Genomic DNA, 20,221 nt, shown 5'->3' on the forward strand with positions numbered 1-20,221 from the left:
CGTCAATGGCTCTCGTGGGCTGCGCTCAGGTAAACGATTGACAGCACCATGAAGATAAAGGCCTGTAACGGGATCACCAGAATATGGAAGATTGCCCATGGCCCATAAAGCGCCCACTGAACGTAAAACGGCAGTAGCGCAATCAGGATAAACACCACTTCACCAGCATACATGTTACCAAACAGACGTAATGCTAAGCTTAGTGGTTTGGTCAACAAACCTAGTAACTCAAGGAATAAGTTAAAAGGAATCAACGACCAGTGTTTAAAAGGGGTAAATGACAGCTCTTTAGCAAATCCACCCACGCCTTTAATCTTAATGCTATAGAAAACAATTAAGAAAAAGACACCGATAGAGATACCGAACGTAGCGTTTGGATCAGCTGTAGGTACATATTTAAAGTTAGGAATACCTGCAGCAGCTGCTAAGCCTGGAATCACATCAATTGGGATCCATTTTAAGCTGTTCATTAGCAAAATCCACATGAAAATGGTCAATGCTAAAGGTGCAATCAGGGAGCTGCGACCGTAAAAAGTATCGCGAACCATGTTTTGTACAAACTCAACCACCACTTCGACAAAGCCTTGTAGTCCTGTTGGTACTCCTTCATTTGCCTTTACAGCAACACGACGGAATAAAAACAAGAATAAAAAACCCATCAGCAATGACATCGCCATGGTATCCACGTGAATTGCCCAGAAACCCATTGCTTGGGCTTGCTCAGCAGTTTCAGCAAATTGCCATGTACCGTCTAGTTTACCGAAGGTAAGATTTTGTAGGTGGTGCTGAATATATTCAGCAGAACTTTGTGCCATAAATGCCTCAACCGCTCAACGCTTTAGAAAGCTTTTAGTCAAAAGAAGTGATGTTGCAGATGTAATCTGCACCAATATATAACCAGAGAACACAGCAAACACATTCAATGGTTTCACCCCCAAAAACAGCACTGCAAAAAACACTGCTGTAAGTATTAGTTTGCCCATCTCACCAGCCCAAAAAGACTGGACGATTACGGCGATTGAACGTGCACCAAAATACTGGAATGCCTTGTATGTAAAATACACGTTCGGTATGACTGCTACCAGCCCACCAAGCAATGCCGAGTAAGCTGCAGTCCATCCTTGTACTAACCCAAATAACAATCCGATCAGAACACCCACCGTAGCCTGTAGCACGATGACGCGAAACATTGGCTGCCGATGAAAAGGAACTTTATTTCGATACGCCACTGTTTGCCTGATTCCTTCGCTATTTGTTTCATCGAAACAAAAATAGCAACAAAATTGCGCGCAAAGTATAGTTGGCTAACGCTGTTCATTCAACTGTCATGTCAATATATAAGACCAACAGCTATAAAAACTTAGCGAATATGTGCCAAAACCCCTTGCAACTCTTCTAATGTGCCATAACTGATTACCAGCTGTCCTTTGCCTTTTTGACCGTGTTTGATCTGCACTTTCGTACCTAGTCGCTCGGCTAGTTTTGTTTCCAAACGCTGAACATCTGGGTCAATTATGGGTTTCTCTTTAGCAGGCTTCTCTACCTGCATATTGCGTACCATGGCCTCGGTTTGTCTTACCGTTAGCCCTTTAGCCACAACATCTCGCGCTGCTTCTATTTGCAGATCTTCAGGTAACCCTAACAAAGCCCGCGCATGCCCCATTTCTAAATCACCATGGGCAAGCAAAGTTTTCACCTCATCAGGCAAACTGATTAAACGCAATAAGTTCGCCACACTTGCGCGCGATTTTCCCACCGCATTGGCAACCTCTTGTTGAGTCAATTCAAACTCTTTTTGCAAGCGTTGCAAAGCAATGGCTTCTTCAACCGGATTTAAATCTTCCCGCTGAATATTTTCAATTAAAGCCATGGCGATGGCAGCTTCATCACTGACATCACGCACTAAAGCAGGAATACTCTCCAATCCTGCCAATTTTGATGCACGCCAGCGGCGCTCACCAGCAATAATTTCATAAATATTTTTTGCAACGAGACGGACAACAATGGGTTGCATCACACCCTGAGCTTTAATGGACTGCGCCAACTCTTCTAAACTGGCTTGATCCATATCGCGACGTGGCTGATATTTTCCTGGCCGAATACAAGTTAAGCTTAAATGCTGTAACTCATTTGCATTGGCTTTTACTGCCTGATCTTGCAAAGTATTCGCTGTCGCACTGCTCAATAATGCATCAAGTCCTCGTCCGAGGCCGCGTTTTCTAACCGCCATAGTGATTCCTTATGCGTGTTTTGCAGCACGCTGTTTGGCACGCTGACGACGTGATAGCTCAGCAGCAAGCTCCAAATAAGCTAAAGCTCCACGTGACTTTTTATCGTAAGCCAAAACTGGCAAACCATGACTAGGTGCTTCTGCTAAGCGCACATTACGTGGAATAACGGTGTCATATAGTTTTTCGCCAAAATAATCTTTGAGTTGTTGCGACACATCATTGGTTAAACTTAACCGTGGATCATACATGGTTCGCAAAATACCTTCTATTTCCAGTTCAGGATTCAACTGATCGGCAATGCGTTGAATGCTACCGATTAAATCTGTTAATCCTTCCAAAGCAAAATACTCACACTGCATCGGAATAATTACAGCGTCGGCCGCAACCATTGCGTTAATAGTCAGCATACTCAAAGAAGGCGGACAATCGATCAAAATATAGTCATAGTTACTGCGTACCGGTGCTAAAGCATCCAATAAGCGGCGTTCTTTGTTGGGTAGATCTAAAAGCACAACTTCTGCTGCAGTTAAATCACGGTTAGAAGGCAGCAATTGATAGCCACCCTCCTCTGAAAACTGCATCACATCAATTAAGTCAGCTTGTCCTGTTAGCACATCCAACACTGAATGTTCCAAGCTATGCTTATCAACTCCACTACCCATAGTAGCGTTGCCTTGCGGATCAAGATCAATTAACAACACATGGCGGCGTGTTGCTACAAGCGACGCTGCTAAGTTAATGCATGTTGTAGTTTTACCGACTCCACCTTTTTGGTTGGCAATTGCCACGACCTTGCCCATGTTGTCTCCTAAATTATGAATGACGTTGCAAGATCAGCAAGTGCCGCTGCCCTTGACAGCCTGGTACTTTTAAAATCTGACAACTTTCAAGACGAAAATCTTCTGGCAATGCTTGTAACTCATCATCAGGATGTACACCTTTCATGGCTAACCACTTGGTGTTTAGGTCACCAAGGTGGCGTGTCCACTGAGTAAAGTCAGCCAGCGCACTGAAAGCACGAGAAATAATGCCAGTAAAAGCTTGTTGTGGAGTATAGTCCTCTACTCGGCTGTGGATAACTTCTAAGTTATCCAATTTAAGCTCTAGTTTTACTTGAGTCAGAAATCGTGTTTTTTTGCCATTGGAATCTAGCAAAGTAAACCGTCGCTCTGGAAACATAATCGCTAGGGGCACACCAGGCATTCCTCCACCGCTACCTACATCTAACCAATTATCCCCATAGAGATCGACATATTCCACTACACTTAAACTATCAAGTAGATGGCGTGACACCATTTCATTGGGATTACGCACTGCAGTTAAGTTGTAAGCTTTATTCCACTTAATCAATAAACCTAAATACTGCAGTAGTAACTCTTGCTGCTGCTGACTTAGATTTACATTAAGCTTTTTGGCGCCTTGAGTCAGTTCTTGCGCATGCCGTGCAGTCATACTCATGAATCTGGTTGCTCCAACATCTGGCTCACTTTATGCTTTTTCAAATAGACCATTAATAAAGAAATAGCTGCTTGGGTAACCCCAGGTATACGTGAAGCTTGCCCTAAGGTTTCAGGCCGACTATCAATTAATTTTTGTTGAACTTCTTTGGATAACCCTGAAATAGAAGTGTAATCCAGTTCTGCCGGTAGCTTAACCTCTTCACTGGCGCGCATTTTAGCAATGTCATCAAGTTGACGACTAAGATAACCAGCATATTTAGTTTTAATCTCTATTTGCTGAGCAATTTGCTCATCAGTAATGCCATTACCTGTTACTTCAATGAGATCAAGGTAATTAATTTCAGGTCGCGCCAGCAGATTAAGTAAGTTGTACTCATGGGTTAGCGGTGTATTGAATTTCTTCATCACTGCCTCTCCCATTGGTGTTCCTGGTCGTATCCAAGTGTCTTTTAAACGCTGTTCTTCTTGTGCAATAGCTTCACGTTTTGCCTCAAAAAATGCCCAACGCTCATCATCAACTAAACCAATTTCTCGACCTTTTTCAGTGAGTCGCATATCTGCGTTATCTTCACGTAAAATCAAACGATATTCCGCACGTGAAGTGAACATACGATAGGGTTCTTGTGCACCTAATGTGATTAAATCGTCAATTAATACGCCAAGATAAGCTTCATCACGACGAGGATGCCAACTGTCTTTTCCTTGAGCACGTAATGCAGCGTTACTACCCGCTAATAAACCTTGTACACCTGCTTCTTCATAACCGGTTGTACCATTGATTTGTCCTGCAAAGAACAAGCCGTTAATTACTTTGGTTTCTAAACTGTACTTCAAGTCACGTGGATCAAAGTAATCGTATTCAATGGCATAGCCAGGGCGAATAATATGTGCGTTTTCCATACCTCGGATTGAATGCACTAAATCTAATTGCACATCAAATGGCAAAGATGTGGAAATACCATTTGGATACAGCTCATGGGTTCTTAAACCTTCTGGTTCTAAAAAGATTTGATGGCTGTCTTTATCAGCAAAACGATGAATCTTATCTTCGATAGAAGGACAATAGCGTGGACCGACTCCTTCAATCACGCCTGCATACATCGGTGATCGATCTAGGTTATTGGCAATAATTTCATGTGTACGACTATTGGTGTGAGTAATCCAACAACTGACTTGTTCTGGATGTTGTTCTGGCTTACCCATAAATGACATCACTGGCATTGGTGAATCACCGGGCTGTTCAGTCATAACTGAAAAATCTACAGAACGGGCATCAATACGAGGAGGGGTACCTGTTTTTAACCGATCAACTCTTAAAGAAAGTTCACGCATACGTTTAGCTAATGCATTTGCAGGAGGATCGCCTGCACGCCCACCAGAGTAGTTATCTAAACCGATGTGGATCACTCCACCTAAGAACGTTCCTGTTGTTAATACAACGTTATCAGCAAAAAAACGTAAACCCATCTGGGTTACGGCACCTCGAACGTCATCATTTTCAACGATAAGGTCTTCAACCGCTTGTTGAAAAATCCATAAATTAGGTTGATTTTCTAATACTTCACGGATTGCTGCTTTATAAAGAATACGGTCAGCTTGTGCCCGTGTTGCACGTACAGCTGGTCCTTTTCGACTGTTTAAAATACGAAATTGAATACCGCTTAAATCAGCTGCTTTTGCCATGGCTCCGCCAAGAGCATCAATTTCTCTAACTAAGTGGCTTTTACCAATACCACCAATTGCTGGATTACAACTCATCTGCCCGAGGGTTTCGATGTTGTGGGTTAGTAATAAAGTTTTAACCCCCATACGAGCAGCTGCGAGTGCAGCTTCCGTACCAGCGTGGCCACCACCAATTATTATCACGTCAAAACGAGAAGGATAATCCACCATATACCTCAGGATTTTAGATAAATACGGATGAGCTCATCAGTGCAAAGGTGAATTTATACACTTATGCATTTGCATTTAAGCCGATTGGTTGGCGATAGCGAGCTCTAAGTCAGCAATTGTATAGATTTTTCTTGTTCTTTGCAGAAGCTTTCATTGCTTAATTTTTGTACACAGATAAATTTACAGGTAAAAAATAATAAATATAGAATAAAGATATAAAGCTTATTAATGCTGTTACTACTACTGAGCTAATCTTCTGTAGATAACTCTATAAAACCCTTATAAATCAATACTTTAGGTTATGTATCTATCTGTGCTTAAGGGCGAATAGGTACGTTGGATAAGCCAATTAAACTTGTGGATAACAAGTCGAGTTATCCACAAGTCAAGTTATCCACAGAATTAGTCACGTGTTATCAACCTATCTCACTTAGGGTTCTCCACAGAGTTTAACCCCCTGTAAATCAAGTAAATATTGGCGGTTAAGCCCCTTTTTTGTGCCGTAATTGTGTGGGGAACTGTACTTATGAACTACCCGTCACTTTAGAATTGGCGGTTTTCTAGGTCATGCACAGACTTGGTGGGGGCGTTGCACCACAGCAGAGGTTATGCAGATTGATTCGGCTAACTCCTTCGCACCGAGGGTTTCTGTCATTGATATCCAACAGGTAACCCTTCCTTGAGTTGGCTAAAAACTTAGGATGAGCCTCGTGTTTAGTCTGACATCAGAATAAAGTCTGTTAACTCTAAATCAATGCTTATATTGCTGTTGGTTTTGAGTAATGGTGGGGCAATAGTTTCAACCAGTACACTGGAAAAGTAGTTGCCGGACGGTGTTCTTGATACCGTGTAACTTTTGTTCTTGCGATCAATCCTAGCTTTAACATGCCCCACCTTAGATAGTTTGATTGAGCGGTTGGTAACAGTAACCGTTTGAACAGAATATGAACGTGATCTTTGTCATGACTCCATTCTATGCACTCAATTTTATAGTGAGGCGCAATGCGATCAAAAATCTTTTTTGCTCTGCTTGATACAACAGCATCAAATATCTTCCAGCGGTACTTAGTGACAAGTATCAGTGATAATTGAGCAAAAAGCCCGAATGCGCATTTATGTCTAACAGCACTTACTTTCAAGCCTATCCATGCTTATGCTGAAGAATGAGTCTTATTTCATCATGCAATCGCATTTATCCCCCCACCTAAAAGGTGGGGGAATTCTGCTAGCAATTGTTAAAACCAACTTATCCACAGAGAAATCATGAGGTGACGTCACCTCAGTTAGATTCTTATTTGAAAGTTATGCACAGCCTAAAAATACGTACGAAGAAGTGATTATAAAGTCCACTCAAGTGTATTTTTACAAAAAACAAATGCACTGTCTTTTTTTAAAAAATATATAAATAGGCTTTAAGTCAGTAAATACAAGGTCTATAGGTAGTTTCCAAGGCTTGAGTAAAAGATAGCAATGACACGTTGAACAGTTTCTCTGCATACCTAAAAGACCACTTACCCCAAGTTACCCACAAAGTTATACACAGGTAAAGCAGCTAGGATTAATACTTTATTTTTGCAAAATTTAAAATAATAAGCACCCAATAACCTCATTCAATATTTAGAAGCTAATCACATATCAATTGTGTATGTGTAAAGATATCCACTAAGTTATCCACAGGTAACGGTATGCACAAACACTGTTAATGAATCTTTATCAAAATCGCGTAAGACCTCGTACTTTTAGTGAGAGGGTGGATAGCGAGGGCTGCGTAAGCAGCCCCTTAACCCCTTAACAGGTTGCTAAAGTCTTTGCAGTACAGACTGACACTGGTATTGTATACAGTATGATAAGGCACACCAAAACATTAAAAGTCCGAGTCCGAGACAGGCATGTGCCCTTGCTAAACAGCATGGCTCGCAGCGTCAATTTCGTCTGGAACTTTGTTAATGAATTAAGTCAACGCTCGATTAAAGAGCGTGGTATGTTTTTGTCTGCGTATGATATGCACCCTACACAAAGGGCGCAGGTAAAGAGCTTGGGCTGCACAGTCAAACCTGATACCCGTCAATACAGGTGCAGCTCAATGGAAAAACGGGCAGGTCTACCATAATGGCCACTACTTCAAGGTGTGGGACAGTTACGGCCTGAGCCAATATAAATTCCGCTCTGGTAGGCTTCAACGAAGATGCCCTTGGCCGCTGGTACTTCAATGTAGTGGTGGATGTGCAGGCAGAGATACCCGTCGGCCAAGATCGCATCGGTATTGACCTTGGCTTAACTGATACAGCCACCTGCTCGGATGGCACCAAGCTAGAAGCGGGCCGCTTCTATCGTGGCCTTGAGGAAAAATTAGCCATAGCACAACGGGCTAGAAATAAAACCCAAGTCAAAACCCTTCACGCCAAGATTGCTAACCGTAGAAAAGATGCACTGCACAAGTTCAGCCGCACGCTGGTCAACCGCTGCGGTGAAATCTATGTGGGCAATGTCAGTAGTTTAAAACTCGTTAAAACCACGATGGCCAAGTCAGTGCTGGACGCTGGCTGGGGTCAATTAAAAACAATGCTGGGCTATAAATGCGCTCACGCAGGCATTTTTTTAAAGGAAGTTGACGAGGCATACACCACCCAAACCTGTTCGAGTTGTGGCAATTTTCCCGAATCGAGGCTGAAAGGTATCGCAGGATTTGGAATAAGAGAATGGACGTGCAGTGGGTGTGGTGTCGCTCACGATCGCGATATCAACGCGGCACGTAACATTCTCGCGGCCGGGCATGGTCGTCTAGCAGTAGGAATCCCCGTCCTTTAGGTCGGGGAGGATGTCAACCTTCCTTTCACCTGGGTGCTAAGCCTCCTCCTCTTTAATTTTTACTTGGAAAGTATTCGCCTGTAAGCAATGTTGCATGTACTGTAAGTTCATGCTCTTAGATCTGACACCTGCAGATCTTACAACGAGGTATCAAGCAGCACCTTGTATAAAAAAAACAATTCAGTTTTATTGAGCATAAAGGTCAAAATGTTCCGTTATTATCTGTGTAATCATTGCAATATAGTAGACAAATCAAACAACATTACTGATGCATTTAGGAGATAACATGATGAATAAAGCTTTTATTCAGCGAGTACTTACAACGGACAATAGCCTTAGCAGTTTGCTAATGCGTCTAATTGCTGGGGTTATTTTTGTAGCCCATGGCGCACAAAAATTATTTGGGAGTTTCGGTGGCTACGGTTTAGAAGGGACAGGCCAATGGATGGCATCAATAGGTTTAGAGCCGGGCTACTTGATGGCTCTGGCGGCAGGTAGCGCAGAATTCTTTGGTGGTATTGCACTGTTGCTTGGATTATTAACGCGCCCCGCAGCATTAGTACTAGCAATGACTATGTTGGTCGCAATTATTACGGTCCACCTGCCAAATGGATTATTTATGAGCAATAACGGCTATGAGTTTGGTTTAGCGTTACTAGCTATCACCATTGCCTTAGCATTAAACGGTGGCGGTAAATTATCGTTGGATCATAAATTAAAAGATCGCATCGGTTCGCTTTAAATACCAATTAGTACGAAATGAGCCCGAAGGTACTTAACTTCGGGTTTAACCAAATAATACCCATTCATTCAGCACCCAATGAAGATGCCAACTGGTCAAAATCAGCAATACATATTGATGATTTAAGCTACAAAACTAACCAAGATGCCGCTTATGGCTTTACTCAGTGACTGAGGTCTCTTATGCAAGCTTTACAATTTACCGCCACAGGTTCTTTAGATTCATTGCACATAAAAAAACTGCCTAAGCCTAGAGCTGCTGCAGGCGAAGTACTGGTTGAAGTACGTGCTACCGGAGTGAACCCTAGCGATATTAAAAATATTTCAGGTTTATTTCCTTACACTACAGTACCGCGCGTACCTGGACGAGACTTTGCTGGTGTAGTTGTTGAAGGTCCCGAAGAACTTTTAGGGCAAGCTGTATGGGGGGGAAGTGGAAAAGGTTTTGGCTTTTATCGTGATGGTTGTCATGCACAGTATGTCTGCGTGCCGGTCAATGCTGTTACGCCGTTACCTAAATCTCTAACGTTTGCACAAGCAGCAACCTGTGGCGTTCCTTTTATTACAGCTTGGGACGCACTTGAACGCAGCCAAGTTAAAGCAGGTACACGGTTTTTAATTATAGGTGCAGGGGCGGTGGCCAAAGCTGCACAGGTTTTAGCTCAAGCTCGAGGTGCTGACATCGTCATGGCAGCACGTCGTGCAGAGGTTGTGCACAACCTACAAGAGCAAGGTATCAAAGCCTTTCAGTTAACCGAGGAAGGGTTATTAGCAGAACAAGCGCGACAGTATTTTCAACAACAAGCACCTGAGGTGATCTTTGAAACCACAGGTTTCTGGTTGAATGCAGCAGTAAGTACTGTTGACACCTTTGGGCGCGTAGCAATTATTGCTGCACCGAAAGAAGGTGTAATCAGCTTGTCGTCCTTGAATCTGTATCGCCGTGGCGGTTCTATTGTAGGCATTAATTCGTTGCTCTATAGCTTAGAAGAGTGTGCTCAGATGCTAAAGCATATTGGCGAAGCATTTGACGCTGACCTGCCTGCTCCCACTGGTTTCATTGAACTACCACTATCGCAAGCGATTACAGCTTATCAACAGGTTAGCGCTGGCGCGGCAGAAAAAATTGTTCTGATTCCATGACTCAATAATTTGGCTGATTACATTTCATCTCAGCAGGAGGCTTTACAATGATTGAACTACGACCTTATAACGAGCTTGGTGGAGCTCATCATGGCTGGTTAGATACACGCCACCATTTTTCTTTCGCTGATTATTACAATCCGCAACGCATGAACTGGGGACATTTACGTGTTTGGAATGATGACACCATCGCCCCACACTCAGGCTTTCCACCGCACCCTCATCGAGATATGGAAATTATTACTTACGTACGCTCTGGTGCAATTACCCATGAAGATAACCTTGGTAACCGTGGTCGCACTGAAGCCGGTGATGTTCAGGTGATGAGCGCAGGAACAGGTATTGCACATAGTGAAATGAATGAAGAAGATGTGGCAACCCAGATCTTTCAAATTTGGATTATGCCAAATGAGCAAGGTTTACCACCGACTTGGGGTACTAAACCTTTTCCCAAAGGTGAACGCAGCGGTTCTTTTGTCACTTTAGCCAGTGGTTTACCTGGAGATAAAGCGGCGTTACCGATTCGTGCCAATGCTCGCTTAGTGGCGGCAACACTCAAAACTGGGCAAAGCACTGAATATCAGATTACCGCTGGTCGTAAAGTATATCTGGTTCCTGCCAGTGGTCAGATCGAGATTAACGGTATTATCGCAAGTGCTGGTGATGGTGTGGCAATCCATAATGAATCTTTGCTGAAAGTGAGTGCTAAACAAGATAGCGAAATTGTGCTGGTGGATGTCGCATAGAGTGTGTTATTTGTAGTTGATATGAATTGGTTTTCACTGTACAAATTAATTTATATTTTCCCATCGGGAATACACTGCGAGTCACACGCTAAGGATTAAAACGCCCATAAGTAAGTCTTACAAGAGGTGATATAAATGACCAAAGTATTGATTCTTTATCATTCTATGTACGGACATATCGAAACAATGGCCAATGCAGTTGCCGACGGTGCACGCAGTGTGGCCGGTGTTGAGGTAACGGTTAAACGTGTCCCCGAAACTATGGACGCTGAAATTTTTAAAAAAGCAGGCGGTAAAACGGATCAAGCAGCAGAAATTGCAACTCCTGCGGAACTGGTTGATTACGACGCCATTATTTTTGGCACACCCACACGCTTTGGCAATATGAGCGGACAAATGCGTAACTTTCTAGATCAAACAGGTGGGCTTTGGGCTAAAGGTGCGTTAGCAGGTAAAGTTGCTAGCGTCTTTACTTCAACAGGTACTGGAGGTGGCCAAGAAATGACTATCACTTCAACTTGGACCACATTGGCCCATCACGGCATGATTATTGTCCCCATCGGTTACACCACCCCAGAACTCTTTGATATCTCACAAGTAGGAGGCGGAACACCATATGGTGCTTCAACTATTGCTGCTGGTGACGGCTCACGCCAACCTGATCCTCGTGAATTAAGCATTGCCCGCCACCAAGGCGCACATGTTGCTCAAATTACGAAAAAAGTGAGATCTTAAGTCCTATTTTAGGCTAGATACAGAGTAGAAAGCCTCAGCTTTTTAGATTTTTTAGCATGCTTAAGGTGACTTTTAAGTTACCTTAAGCATGTCTTCACTTTCCGATACAAAAGCTCGAGAAAATTCGACCTAACAAATCATCGGCACTAAATGCTCCAGTAATTTCTCCCAACGCTTGTTGTGCCATACGCAAATCCTCTGCTAATAATTCGCCAGCACTTGCATGGATCAATTGTTGATAACCATTTTCTAAGTATTTTTCAGCTTGCTTTAAAGCATCTAAATGACGACGTCGAGCACTAAAGCTACTTTCTGCAGTTTGACTATAGCCCATGCAATTCTTTAAGTGCTCACGTAGTAGATCTAAACCTTCACCTGTTCGTGCGCAAAGATTTAAGGTGACATGGCCATCAGCACTGCTAGAGATATCCACAGGTTCACCTGAAAGGTCAACCTTATTGCGAATCAAAGTTACTTTTTCTGGATTCGGCGTGCTTTCCAAAAATTCAGGCCATAAGGCAAAGGGGTCATGCGCTTCAGGCGAACTGGCATCCACCACGAGTAAAATACGATCGGCCTCATTAATGGCTTTAAGTGCCCGCTCCACACCAATTTTTTCTACCTGGTCAGCGGTGGTGCGTAAGCCAGCAGTGTCAGTGACGTGCAATGGCATCCCATCAATGTGAATATGTTCTCGCAAGATATCTCGAGTAGTGCCTTCAATATCAGTGACAATAGCTGCTTCATAACCCGCTAAGCTATTAAGTAAACTGGATTTTCCAGCGTTCGGACGACCTGCTATGACTACACTCATACCATCGCGTAATAGTGCCCCTTGTCCTGCTTCACGTACCACCTCTTTCAACTCGGTTTGCACATCAGTCAGTAGCTTTAAAATATGACCGTCAGCTAAAAAATCAATTTCTTCTTCTGGAAAATCAATCGCAGCTTCCACATAAATACGTAAACTGATCAGCTGTTCAGTTAAAGCATTTACCCGTTGTGAAAAAACACCCTGTAAAGAACGTAAGGCATTACGTGCAGCTTGTGCAGAGCTCGCTTCAATCAAGTCAGCAATGGCCTCTGCTTGGGCTAGATCTAACTTATCATTTAAAAATGCACGCTCACTAAACTCACCTGGACGGGCTAAACGTGCACCTAAATCAACACAACGTTGCAGCAACATATCTAACACTACAGGACCACCATGGCCTTGTAGCTCCAATACATCTTCTCCCGTAAATGAATTGGGACTAGAAAAATATAAAGCTAAACCTTCATCTAATGCCTGCTGCTCTTCCGTATAAAAAGGACCGTAATGAGCATAACGTGGCTTGAGTTCACGCCCTGTCATCTGCTGAGCTATCTGCCGGGCCAAAGGTCCGGAAACTCGAACAATCCCTACCCCTCCACGTCCTTGAGCTGTAGCAATAGCAGCGATGGTGTCACGCGACATTGGCATAAGATTTTCCTCAACAATATTTACAAAGCACAACGCCCCTAAAAAGGGGCGCTGTGAACTCGATTGGTTCGACTAACCTTAGTTAGTTGCCGCCATTGATTTTTCAATCTTACGAGTAATGTACCACTGTTGACCAATGGACAGGAGATTGTTAACCACCCAGTACAATACTAAACCAGCAGGGAACCAAAGGAAGAAGAAAGTAAAGATGATAGGCAATAGCTTCATCACTTTAGCTTGCATTGGATCCGGTGGTGTTGGGTTAAGTTTTTGCTGAACAAACATACTTAAGCCCATAATAATTGGCAAAATAAAGTATGGGTCTTTACTGGATAAGTCAGTTAACCAGAACATCCAAGGTGCCTGACGCATCTCGACGCTTTCTAGCAGAACCCAGTATAAAGATAAGAATACTGGCATTTGTACCAAAATCGGTAAGCAGCCGCCAAGTGGATTAATCTTCTCTTTTTTGTACAACTCCATCATGCCTTGCGACAGTTTTTGACGGTCATCAGCATAACGCTCTTTAAGCTCAGCCATTTTTGGAGCAACAGCACGCATACGTGCCATGGACTTATAACTTGCAGCTGAGAGCGGGAAGAAAGCTAGCTTAATCAAAATAGTCAAGACAATAATTGACCATCCCCAGTTACCTAAGATGCTGTGGATAACACTCAGTAACCAGAAGATTGGCTGAGCAATAAACCATAAGAAGCCATAGTCAACAGTTAATTCTAAACCTGGTGACAAAGCTTTCAAGTGACTCTGAATTTTGGGACCTGCATACAAGGTTGCAGTTGCTTGTGCATGCTGACCTGGCGCAACAACCATTGCTGGTGTGGTATAGCCAATAATGTAATTACCTTGTGAATCCTTACGTGTAGTCACTTGGTTGGTTTGCTCTGGGTTAGGTACCCAAGCTGTTACAAAGTAATGTTGTAACCAAGCAACCCAGCCACCATGAATGGCTTGACTGAAACGTTTATCATCCATATTGCTCATGGATAATTTTTTGTACGGCTCATCAGGTGTCCATAAAGCAGCACCTAAATATGTTGCAGTACCTGTAGCTGTGGTTGATGAAGGATCACCTTGACCGTCACGCTTGAGTTGGGCAAATAAATTACCTTTCCACTCTTGTTCGCTCTGGTTATCCACAAGGTAGGTTAAATCAACTTGATAGGCTTGATCGTTAATGCATTCAACTTTACGTTGACTGATATCGCGCGTAGAACATTCTCCGTTTAACCCCCGGTGAAAAGTGTAGCGCTTAGTATAATGAATGCCTTTTTCTTGGAAAGAAAGATCAACATTGAGCTGTTGTTGTCCATCTTCTAAGGTGAACTTTTGTTGAGCAACGCTGTACAGAGGGCGACCACTAGCACGGGCATCTGGACCATTAGCGCCTACTAAACCACTTTGAGCAACATAAACGCGTTCGTTACTGTTTTCAAATAGCTGTAACGGAATATCAGGGTTAGATGCATTACGTGGGTATTGGCTGAGTTTTAATTCAACAATATCGCCACCATTGGGATCAATGGCTAACTGTAATACATCGGTCTGTACGTAAATTAGATCATTGCTAACACTATTATTGACTAGTGTAGGGTCTTGCGTTAACTCATTCACAGCAACGGGCAAATCATCATTACCTGCAACAATTGGGGCATCTGAATTGCTGGCAAGTGCTGATTGAGTAGATTGCGTGGTCGCAGCTGTTACTGGTGCCTGGCCGTAGTCTTGGTTCCATTGAAGAACCATCATATAAGACACAACAGCTAAGGCAACGAGCAGGATGGTACGTTTGATATCCATAGTTACTCGGCCGTAGAAGATGAACAGGAAGAAGGTGGTACGGGATCAAAACCGCCCGAATTCCAAGGATGACAACGTCCAAGTCGTCGAGTAGCTAACCAGCCGCCCCGTATTACACCATGTTGTTCAATAGCTTCAATAGCATATGCTGAACAGCTTGGATAAAAACGACAATGACTTGCCATCATTGGGCTGATTGCATAACGATAAAACTTAATTGGCAAGATGACCAATTTACGCATTGGCCTGCCCTGTTGAATCGACTTTAGCTGTTTGCTTTGTTGTTGAAACCTGGCGAGCCAAGCGCTTCCACATTTTATCGAACTGTTTTTTAAGCTCAATATTAGACAAATCAGCAATACCCCTACGGGCGACAATTACGATATCTATCCCACTCAACAGATCTTGATTGAGACGAAATGATTCCCGTATTTGCCGTTTTATTCTATTGCGTTCAACAGCAAGTTTTACGCTTTTTTTACCAATAACCAACCCGAGACGTGGATGTCCGAGTTGGTTATCACGAGCAAGTAACAAGACACTCTTGCTTGGTACTTTATACTTTGCAGAATCAAAGACAGCCTTAAACTGCTTTGGTGTAAGCAGACGCTTTTCTCGGCCAAAGCCCAGATTCATGCTGTACTCGCTTGGATTATGCGCTCAGACGCTTACGGCCTTTGGCACGACGACGCTGAATAACTGCGCGACCGCCAACAGTTGCCATGCGAGCACGGAAACCGTGATTACGAGCGCGTTTGAGTGTGCTTGGTTGGAATGTACGTTTCATAATTCGTTACCTGGTGACTTCTTGGGCAAAAGGGGGGCCCGAAGTGGTCCCCGTTAAATAGACCGGCAATTCTAGAGAATGCTGAGCCTTAGGTCAATTGTCTGCAGCATTTGTTTACCTATTTATGTTTTACCTGTTTTAAAAAATTTTATTTTTTAACGTGTAATTCAAGATAAATAGAATTAAAAATGAATATATAAAGCTTATTAATGCTGTTACTACTACTGAGACATTTTTCTGTGGATAATACAAATAATCCTAATGAAATCAGTACCTTATTAGGATTTATAGGTTGTGCTGAAGAAGTGTTCTAAGTGTGCATTAAGAGTCTATAAGCTGTGCATAAGTAGTGAAGTTATCCACAGGTGTTTTGCTAACAGAGTTATCCACAGTTTGTTGTACTGGGTTTAGCTTGAGTTCTCCACAGAGTTTAAAACTGTAAATATGCTTAGAAAAATAACGTCCAAAAGGCTAAAAAAGCTATCCACAAGACTGCTGAGCGTATTAATAACAGCCAAATATCATTTAAAGTATCCGTGCCTTGTATCCCTAAAGCATTGTTTTCTGCTTCAACTGCAGCACGTCCTGTCTTGCTAATGAGGTTATCAGCAGGTTCTGTTATACACAGTAAATCCGGTGTGAGTGTTCGGCTGACGGTGATGAAATTACCTAATAAAGCAAAACTTAAACTCAATATACGCACGGGGATCCAGTTCAAAGCATGCAATATACGAGTGGCCTTTCCCGCAGCTTGTGGCCAATTAGACTGCTCTGAAGTCAGGACCAGTAGACGATAAAATAACGCAGCTATAGGACCTGCAATGATGTAATAAAAGATGACGGCAAAGAATCCTTGAAAGCCTTGCCAAAGGAGGTGACCTTGTACTGCTTGCAATAATCCTGCAGGTTCTTCAGATTGAATCAGTAGATCTCTTTGGGCTGCAAGACTGGCTGCTTGGGTGTCTTGTCGGCGCCAAGCATCGGTAAAAGGTCCTAAAGCAACACGTACGTCACCGCGACTTAGACTGTACATAAGAACGATAAGGTGCACTGGTAGCAGTAACAGTCCATATGCAACTGATTTTAAGCTTACTAAGACAAGGGCTAAGGCTATAAGCGGTAAACTTAGAGCTAACAGTAGGGCTAAGGTGTGTTGTTTAGAAAGGAGCTTGTGACAGCGCTGCAGTTGCTCATACCACCATTGGTCTTTTTGTAACATCTGTCTCCAGTGAGATAGTTTTTCTAGCAAGATGGTTAGAATAAGGACCAGAAAACTCATAGTATTTCTCCAAGCTGTTTTGCCGCTATGTTCTGCCATTTAAATGCAGGACCAGGGTCGGTTTTTCGTTTAGGGGCAATATCACTGTGACCGCAAATACGTTCAGAAGTGATCATTGGGTAGTGTTTGATGAGTTCATTAATCAGTTGATTTAGGCTTTTATACTGCGCTTCTGTATAGGGCCTATGATCTTCCCCTTCCAATTCGATTCCTAATGAAAAGTCATTACAGGCTTCGCGTCCTTGAAAGTTAGACACACCTGCATGCCAAGCACGATCTAAGCAGCTTACAAATTGAGTGATAGAGCCTGTGCGTTTAATAAAAAAATGTGCAGAGACTTTCAGATGGGCAATATCTGCAAAGTACGGGTGAGCATTAATAGGAAGCTGATTGGTAAAGAAAGCCTCCACCATATCAGTCCCAAACTGTCCTGGAGGTAAGCTGATATTGTGGATAACTAATAATGAGATTTCTGCTGAGGGGCGTGCATTACAATTTTCTGATGGTATGTGTTTGATACCGCTGATCCAACCAGTATTGGGGTCAAGATTTAAAGGGCACTCAGGTTGCATAAAAATATCCTGTAAGCATGTTAGTCGGAGGCGTAAGTACCCTACTGTGCCATCAAGGCTATGAATAGCATAGACAGTAGCGGTTATCAAAATCGCTTAAGCCCTCGTACTTTGAGTGCGAGGATGGATAGCGAGGGCTGCTAAAGCTTTTGCACTAGAGGTTGATACTGGTATTGTATACAGCATTATAAAGCATACCAAAACATTGAAAGTCCGAGTCCGAGTCCGAGTCCGAGTCCGAGACAGACATGTGCCTTTGCTTAATAGAATGGCAAGAAGCGTTAATTTCGTCTGGAACTTTGTTAATGAATTAAGTCAACGCTCGATTAAAGAGTGTGGCGTGTTTTTGTCTGCTTTTGACATGCACCATTACACCAAGGGCGCGGGTAAAGAGCTGGGGTTGCACAGCCAAACCTTACAGTGCATCGCGAGTGAGTATGTCACGCGCCGTAAGCAGTTTAATAAAGAGAGGCTGAACTGGCGCAAATCAGGCGGCGCTCACGATCGCGATATCAACGCGGCACGTAACATTCTCGCGGCTAGGCATGGTCGTCTAGCAGTAGGAATCTCTGTCCTTTAGGTCGGGGAGGATGTCAAAAACAACTAAGGCCGCAAATGCGGCCTTAGTTATCCACAGGTTATGCAATTAACCTTGGTGATATTTAGCAGAAAGGTCATGCACTGCATTGATGAATGCACCAGCATGTTCAGGTTTGACTTCAGGGGTAATACCGTGGCCGAGGTTGAAAACATGGCCAGGACCCGAACCGTAGCTTTCTAAAATACGGCCTACTTCTGTTTCAATAGCAGCAGGGTTTGCATATAAAACAGTTGGATCCATATTACCTTGTAGGGCAACTTTATCGCCGACACGTTTACGGGCTTCTCCCATATCACAAGTCCAGTCTAAACCTAGAGCTTCAACACCAGTGTTTGCCATGGATTCGAGCCATAGGCCACCACCTTTTGTGAATAGAATCACAGGGACACGACGGCCTTCATGTTCACGGATTAAACCGTCAACGATTTTCTGCATATAGGCTAAAGAGAACTCTTGGTATGCTGCTGAAGATAAGCTACCACCCCAGCTATCAAAGATTTGCACTGCTTGTGCACCGGCTAAGATTTGCGCGTTAAGATAAGTGGTCACTGATTGAGCCAACTTATCTAGCAGCATATGCATAGCTTGCGGATTATCGTAAAGCAGGGCTTTACTTTTGCGGAAGTCTTTTGAAGAACCACCTTCAACCATGTAAGTAGCAAGAGTCCAAGGGCTGCCAGCAAAACCAATCAGGGGTACGCGTCCGTTTAATTCATGACGAATAGTGCGCACAGCATCCATGACATAACCGAGATCTTTTTCAGGGTCAGGGATGGGTAGCGCTTCAATGGCTTCAGGGGTGTCAACAATTTTTTTGAACTTAGGACCCTCACCTGTTTCGAAGTATAGACCTAAGCCCATTGCGTCGGGGATGGTTAAAATATCTGAAAAAAGAATCGCGGCATCGAGTGGGAAGCGTTCTAATGGTTGTAAAGTTACTTCGCAAGCCATTTCAGGATTCATGCATAAAGACATAAAGTCTCCTGCACGTGTACGGCTCGCTCTATACTCTGGTAAGTAGCGGCCTGCCTGACGCATCATCCATACAGGTGTAACATCAACCGGCTGCTTGAGCAGGGCGCGGAGAAAACGATCATTTTTCAGAGCAGTCATATTAGCGTCCAATAGAGATTAATAGGTTATTGTCGCAAATTTGCTTACCAAAGGCACGAATCACCAGGAAAGTGTGTAGTAAGCAGAGTTTAGGTCAACTGCAACAATAGGCTTGTTAAGGTACTAGTCTAGCGCATCATACACTTATAAGCATATTAGCTAGGGGCTGAGAATGAAGAATACATTGATCGATGACAGTTTATTTGTAGTGGCGGCAGAAGGTGATGGTCAGAGAGGAATGCCTGAGCATGCTGTGCTGCAGCGTTCTATTTTTCCGCCCTTTCCTGAGCATTACCAGTGCGTATTATTTGGGATGGGCTGCTTTTGGGGAGCTGAGCGTCGATTTTGGCAGCAGCGCGGCGTGTATACTACGGCTGTGGGGTATGCTGGTGGTAACACACTCAAACCCAACTATGAGCAGGTATGCAGTGGTTTAACCGAGCATGCTGAAGTTGTATTGGTTGTTTTTGACCCATCAGAGATCTCTTTCTCTGAACTGTTACAAGTATTTTGGCAGTCACATGATCCAACCCAAGGAATGCGTCAAGGCAATGATGTGGGCAGCCAATATCGTTCAGTGATTTACTGTATGAGTCGAGAGCAATTAGAAGAAGCGCAAGCCAGTTGTGTACATTATCAAAAACGTTTAATCACTGCTGGTGGTGCCAGTATCACAACCGACATAGAAATGGCTCCTGTATTTTATTACGCCGAAACCATGCATCAGCAATCCCTTGCTCATAACCCACAAGGTTACTGTGGTCTTCGTGGGACTGGGGTGATGTATTAAGGATTAACTACCCACCACTTTAGAGGTGAGGGAATTCTGCTA

Annotated in this window: 22 protein-coding genes and 1 pseudogene; 8 read left to right on the forward strand and 15 right to left on the reverse strand. The window is 43.4% G+C overall.

Features of this window, described 5'->3' with window-relative positions; translation table 11 throughout:
• Positions 1-2: 2 nt before the first annotated feature.
• The 7 genes and pseudogenes from atpB to TOI97_RS13350 all read right to left on the reverse strand — a co-directional run.
• Positions 3-815, reverse strand: a complete 813-nt coding sequence (atpB, locus tag TOI97_RS09570; RefSeq protein WP_321553898.1) for a F0F1 ATP synthase subunit A — start codon at positions 813-815, stop codon at positions 3-5.
• Positions 816-830: 15 nt separating this feature from the next.
• The gene (locus tag TOI97_RS09575) at positions 831-1,190 is read right to left on the reverse strand and encodes a F0F1 ATP synthase subunit I (RefSeq protein WP_321553899.1); all 360 of its coding nucleotides are present in this window, start codon (positions 1,188-1,190) and stop codon (positions 831-833) included.
• Between the two features lie 170 nt (positions 1,191-1,360).
• Positions 1,361-2,230 (reverse strand): ParB/RepB/Spo0J family partition protein, encoded by an 870-nt coding sequence (locus tag TOI97_RS09580; protein WP_321553900.1) that lies wholly within the window; start codon positions 2,228-2,230, stop codon positions 1,361-1,363.
• Positions 2,231-2,239: 9 nt separating this feature from the next.
• Positions 2,240-3,031 carry a ParA family protein gene (locus TOI97_RS09585; protein WP_321553901.1) on the reverse strand — a complete coding sequence of 264 codons (792 nt, stop codon included), beginning with the start codon at positions 3,029-3,031 and terminating at the stop codon, positions 2,240-2,242.
• A 13-nt stretch (positions 3,032-3,044) separates the two neighbouring features.
• Positions 3,045-3,689, reverse strand: coding sequence for a 16S rRNA (guanine(527)-N(7))-methyltransferase RsmG (gene rsmG, locus TOI97_RS09590; RefSeq protein WP_321553902.1), 645 nt, complete (start codon positions 3,687-3,689; stop codon positions 3,045-3,047).
• Positions 3,686-5,581 (reverse strand): tRNA uridine-5-carboxymethylaminomethyl(34) synthesis enzyme MnmG, encoded by a 1,896-nt coding sequence (gene mnmG / locus TOI97_RS09595; protein WP_321553903.1) that lies wholly within the window; start codon positions 5,579-5,581, stop codon positions 3,686-3,688. The genes rsmG and mnmG overlap by 4 nt, the downstream gene beginning before the upstream one ends.
• A 935-nt stretch (positions 5,582-6,516) precedes the next feature.
• Positions 6,517-6,713 (reverse strand): annotated as a pseudogene (locus TOI97_RS13350) (transposase); the annotation flags it as partial.
• 780 nt (positions 6,714-7,493) lie between these two features.
• Between TOI97_RS13350 and TOI97_RS09605 the strand changes: the two are divergent.
• The 6 genes from TOI97_RS09605 to wrbA all read left to right on the forward strand — a co-directional run bounded on the left by TOI97_RS09605 (position 7,494) and on the right by wrbA (position 11,757).
• Positions 7,494-7,694, forward strand: a complete 201-nt coding sequence (locus TOI97_RS09605; protein WP_321553905.1) for a hypothetical protein — start codon at positions 7,494-7,496, stop codon at positions 7,692-7,694.
• Positions 7,695-7,798: 104 nt separating this feature from the next.
• Positions 7,799-8,392: an RNA-guided endonuclease InsQ/TnpB family protein gene (locus TOI97_RS09610; protein ID WP_321553906.1), complete on the forward strand. Its 594-nt coding sequence runs from the start codon at positions 7,799-7,801 to the stop codon at positions 8,390-8,392.
• Positions 8,393-8,681: 289 nt separating this feature from the next.
• Positions 8,682-9,134 (forward strand): DoxX family protein, encoded by a 453-nt coding sequence (locus tag TOI97_RS09615; RefSeq protein WP_321553947.1) that lies wholly within the window; start codon positions 8,682-8,684, stop codon positions 9,132-9,134.
• Positions 9,135-9,316: 182 nt separating this feature from the next.
• Complete coding sequence (locus TOI97_RS09620) at positions 9,317-10,276, forward strand: quinone oxidoreductase family protein (protein ID WP_321553907.1); 960 nt, start codon at positions 9,317-9,319, stop codon at positions 10,274-10,276.
• 47 nt (positions 10,277-10,323) lie between these two features.
• A complete protein-coding gene (locus tag TOI97_RS09625) occupies positions 10,324-11,022 on the forward strand; it encodes a pirin family protein (RefSeq protein ID WP_321553908.1) in 699 nt (232 codons plus the stop codon).
• A 135-nt stretch (positions 11,023-11,157) separates the two neighbouring features.
• Complete coding sequence (wrbA, locus tag TOI97_RS09630; RefSeq protein WP_321553909.1) at positions 11,158-11,757, forward strand: NAD(P)H:quinone oxidoreductase; 600 nt, start codon at positions 11,158-11,160, stop codon at positions 11,755-11,757.
• A 94-nt stretch (positions 11,758-11,851) separates the two neighbouring features.
• Here wrbA and mnmE read toward each other — a convergent pair whose 3' ends face one another.
• The 7 genes from mnmE to ampD all read right to left on the reverse strand — a co-directional run bounded on the left by mnmE (position 11,852) and on the right by ampD (position 17,675).
• Positions 11,852-13,219 (reverse strand): tRNA uridine-5-carboxymethylaminomethyl(34) synthesis GTPase MnmE, encoded by a 1,368-nt coding sequence (mnmE, locus tag TOI97_RS09635; RefSeq protein WP_321553910.1) that lies wholly within the window; start codon positions 13,217-13,219, stop codon positions 11,852-11,854.
• A 78-nt stretch (positions 13,220-13,297) separates the two neighbouring features.
• Positions 13,298-15,037 carry a membrane protein insertase YidC gene (gene yidC, locus TOI97_RS09640; protein ID WP_321553911.1) on the reverse strand — a complete coding sequence of 580 codons (1,740 nt, stop codon included), beginning with the start codon at positions 15,035-15,037 and terminating at the stop codon, positions 13,298-13,300.
• Between the two features lie 2 nt (positions 15,038-15,039).
• Positions 15,040-15,279 carry a membrane protein insertion efficiency factor YidD gene (gene yidD / locus TOI97_RS09645; RefSeq protein ID WP_321553912.1) on the reverse strand — a complete coding sequence of 80 codons (240 nt, stop codon included), beginning with the start codon at positions 15,277-15,279 and terminating at the stop codon, positions 15,040-15,042.
• Positions 15,272-15,673: a ribonuclease P protein component gene (rnpA, locus tag TOI97_RS09650; RefSeq protein WP_321553913.1), complete on the reverse strand. Its 402-nt coding sequence runs from the start codon at positions 15,671-15,673 to the stop codon at positions 15,272-15,274. Before rnpA ends, yidD begins: the two co-directional genes overlap by 8 nt.
• 16 nt (positions 15,674-15,689) lie before the next feature.
• The gene (gene rpmH / locus TOI97_RS09655; RefSeq protein WP_022967041.1) at positions 15,690-15,824 is read right to left on the reverse strand and encodes a 50S ribosomal protein L34; all 135 of its coding nucleotides are present in this window, start codon (positions 15,822-15,824) and stop codon (positions 15,690-15,692) included.
• 448 nt (positions 15,825-16,272) lie between these two features.
• The gene (ampE, locus tag TOI97_RS09660; protein WP_321553914.1) at positions 16,273-17,103 is read right to left on the reverse strand and encodes a regulatory signaling modulator protein AmpE; all 831 of its coding nucleotides are present in this window, start codon (positions 17,101-17,103) and stop codon (positions 16,273-16,275) included.
• On the reverse strand, positions 17,100-17,675 hold the full coding sequence (gene ampD, locus TOI97_RS09665; RefSeq protein WP_321553915.1) for a 1,6-anhydro-N-acetylmuramyl-L-alanine amidase AmpD: 576 nt from the start codon (positions 17,673-17,675) through the stop codon (positions 17,100-17,102). The genes ampE and ampD overlap by 4 nt, the downstream gene beginning before the upstream one ends.
• A gap of 268 nt (positions 17,676-17,943) precedes the next feature.
• Here ampD and TOI97_RS09670 point away from each other — a divergent pair, with 268 nt between their 5' ends.
• On the forward strand, positions 17,944-18,255 hold the full coding sequence (locus TOI97_RS09670; RefSeq protein WP_321553916.1) for a hypothetical protein: 312 nt from the start codon (positions 17,944-17,946) through the stop codon (positions 18,253-18,255).
• 66 nt (positions 18,256-18,321) lie between these two features.
• Here TOI97_RS09670 and hemE read toward each other — a convergent pair whose 3' ends face one another.
• Positions 18,322-19,389, reverse strand: coding sequence for a uroporphyrinogen decarboxylase (hemE, locus tag TOI97_RS09675; protein ID WP_321553917.1), 1,068 nt, complete (start codon positions 19,387-19,389; stop codon positions 18,322-18,324).
• 172 nt (positions 19,390-19,561) lie between these two features.
• Between hemE and msrA the strand changes: the two genes are divergently transcribed.
• Positions 19,562-20,179, forward strand: a complete 618-nt coding sequence (msrA, locus tag TOI97_RS09680; RefSeq protein WP_321553918.1) for a peptide-methionine (S)-S-oxide reductase MsrA — start codon at positions 19,562-19,564, stop codon at positions 20,177-20,179.
• Positions 20,180-20,221: the final 42 nt, after the last annotated feature.

The organism is Denitrificimonas halotolerans (assembly GCF_034259425.1).
Taxonomy (GTDB): Bacteria; Pseudomonadota; Gammaproteobacteria; order Pseudomonadales; family Pseudomonadaceae; genus Denitrificimonas; species Denitrificimonas halotolerans.

Excerpts from the sequence above, each read along its gene's own strand:
- atpB (WP_321553898.1), bottom strand. The coding sequence starts at position 815 with ATGGCACAAAGTTCTGCTGAATATATTCAGCACCACCTACAAAATCTT.
- TOI97_RS09575 (WP_321553899.1), bottom strand. The coding sequence starts at position 1,190 with ATGTTTCGCGTCATCGTGCTACAGGCTACGGTGGGTGTTCTGATCGGA.
- TOI97_RS09580 (WP_321553900.1), bottom strand. The coding sequence starts at position 2,230 with ATGGCGGTTAGAAAACGCGGCCTCGGACGAGGACTTGATGCATTATTG.
- TOI97_RS09585 (WP_321553901.1), bottom strand. The coding sequence starts at position 3,031 with ATGGGCAAGGTCGTGGCAATTGCCAACCAAAAAGGTGGAGTCGGTAAA.
- rsmG (WP_321553902.1), bottom strand. The coding sequence starts at position 3,689 with ATGAGTATGACTGCACGGCATGCGCAAGAACTGACTCAAGGCGCCAAA.
- TOI97_RS09605 (WP_321553905.1), top strand. The coding sequence starts at position 7,494 with ATGGCTCGCAGCGTCAATTTCGTCTGGAACTTTGTTAATGAATTAAGT.
- TOI97_RS09615 (WP_321553947.1), top strand. The coding sequence starts at position 8,682 with ATGAATAAAGCTTTTATTCAGCGAGTACTTACAACGGACAATAGCCTT.
- TOI97_RS09620 (WP_321553907.1), top strand. The coding sequence starts at position 9,317 with ATGCAAGCTTTACAATTTACCGCCACAGGTTCTTTAGATTCATTGCAC.
- TOI97_RS09625 (WP_321553908.1), top strand. The coding sequence starts at position 10,324 with ATGATTGAACTACGACCTTATAACGAGCTTGGTGGAGCTCATCATGGC.
- wrbA (WP_321553909.1), top strand. The coding sequence starts at position 11,158 with ATGACCAAAGTATTGATTCTTTATCATTCTATGTACGGACATATCGAA.
- mnmE (WP_321553910.1), bottom strand. The coding sequence starts at position 13,219 with ATGCCAATGTCGCGTGACACCATCGCTGCTATTGCTACAGCTCAAGGA.
- yidC (WP_321553911.1), bottom strand. The coding sequence starts at position 15,037 with ATGGATATCAAACGTACCATCCTGCTCGTTGCCTTAGCTGTTGTGTCT.
- yidD (WP_321553912.1), bottom strand. The coding sequence starts at position 15,279 with ATGCGTAAATTGGTCATCTTGCCAATTAAGTTTTATCGTTATGCAATC.
- rnpA (WP_321553913.1), bottom strand. The coding sequence starts at position 15,673 with ATGAATCTGGGCTTTGGCCGAGAAAAGCGTCTGCTTACACCAAAGCAG.
- rpmH (WP_022967041.1), bottom strand. The coding sequence starts at position 15,824 with ATGAAACGTACATTCCAACCAAGCACACTCAAACGCGCTCGTAATCAC.
- ampE (WP_321553914.1), bottom strand. The coding sequence starts at position 17,103 with ATGAGTTTTCTGGTCCTTATTCTAACCATCTTGCTAGAAAAACTATCT.
- ampD (WP_321553915.1), bottom strand. The coding sequence starts at position 17,675 with ATGCAACCTGAGTGCCCTTTAAATCTTGACCCCAATACTGGTTGGATC.
- TOI97_RS09670 (WP_321553916.1), top strand. The coding sequence starts at position 17,944 with ATGGCAAGAAGCGTTAATTTCGTCTGGAACTTTGTTAATGAATTAAGT.
- hemE (WP_321553917.1), bottom strand. The coding sequence starts at position 19,389 with ATGACTGCTCTGAAAAATGATCGTTTTCTCCGCGCCCTGCTCAAGCAG.
- msrA (WP_321553918.1), top strand. The coding sequence starts at position 19,562 with ATGAAGAATACATTGATCGATGACAGTTTATTTGTAGTGGCGGCAGAA.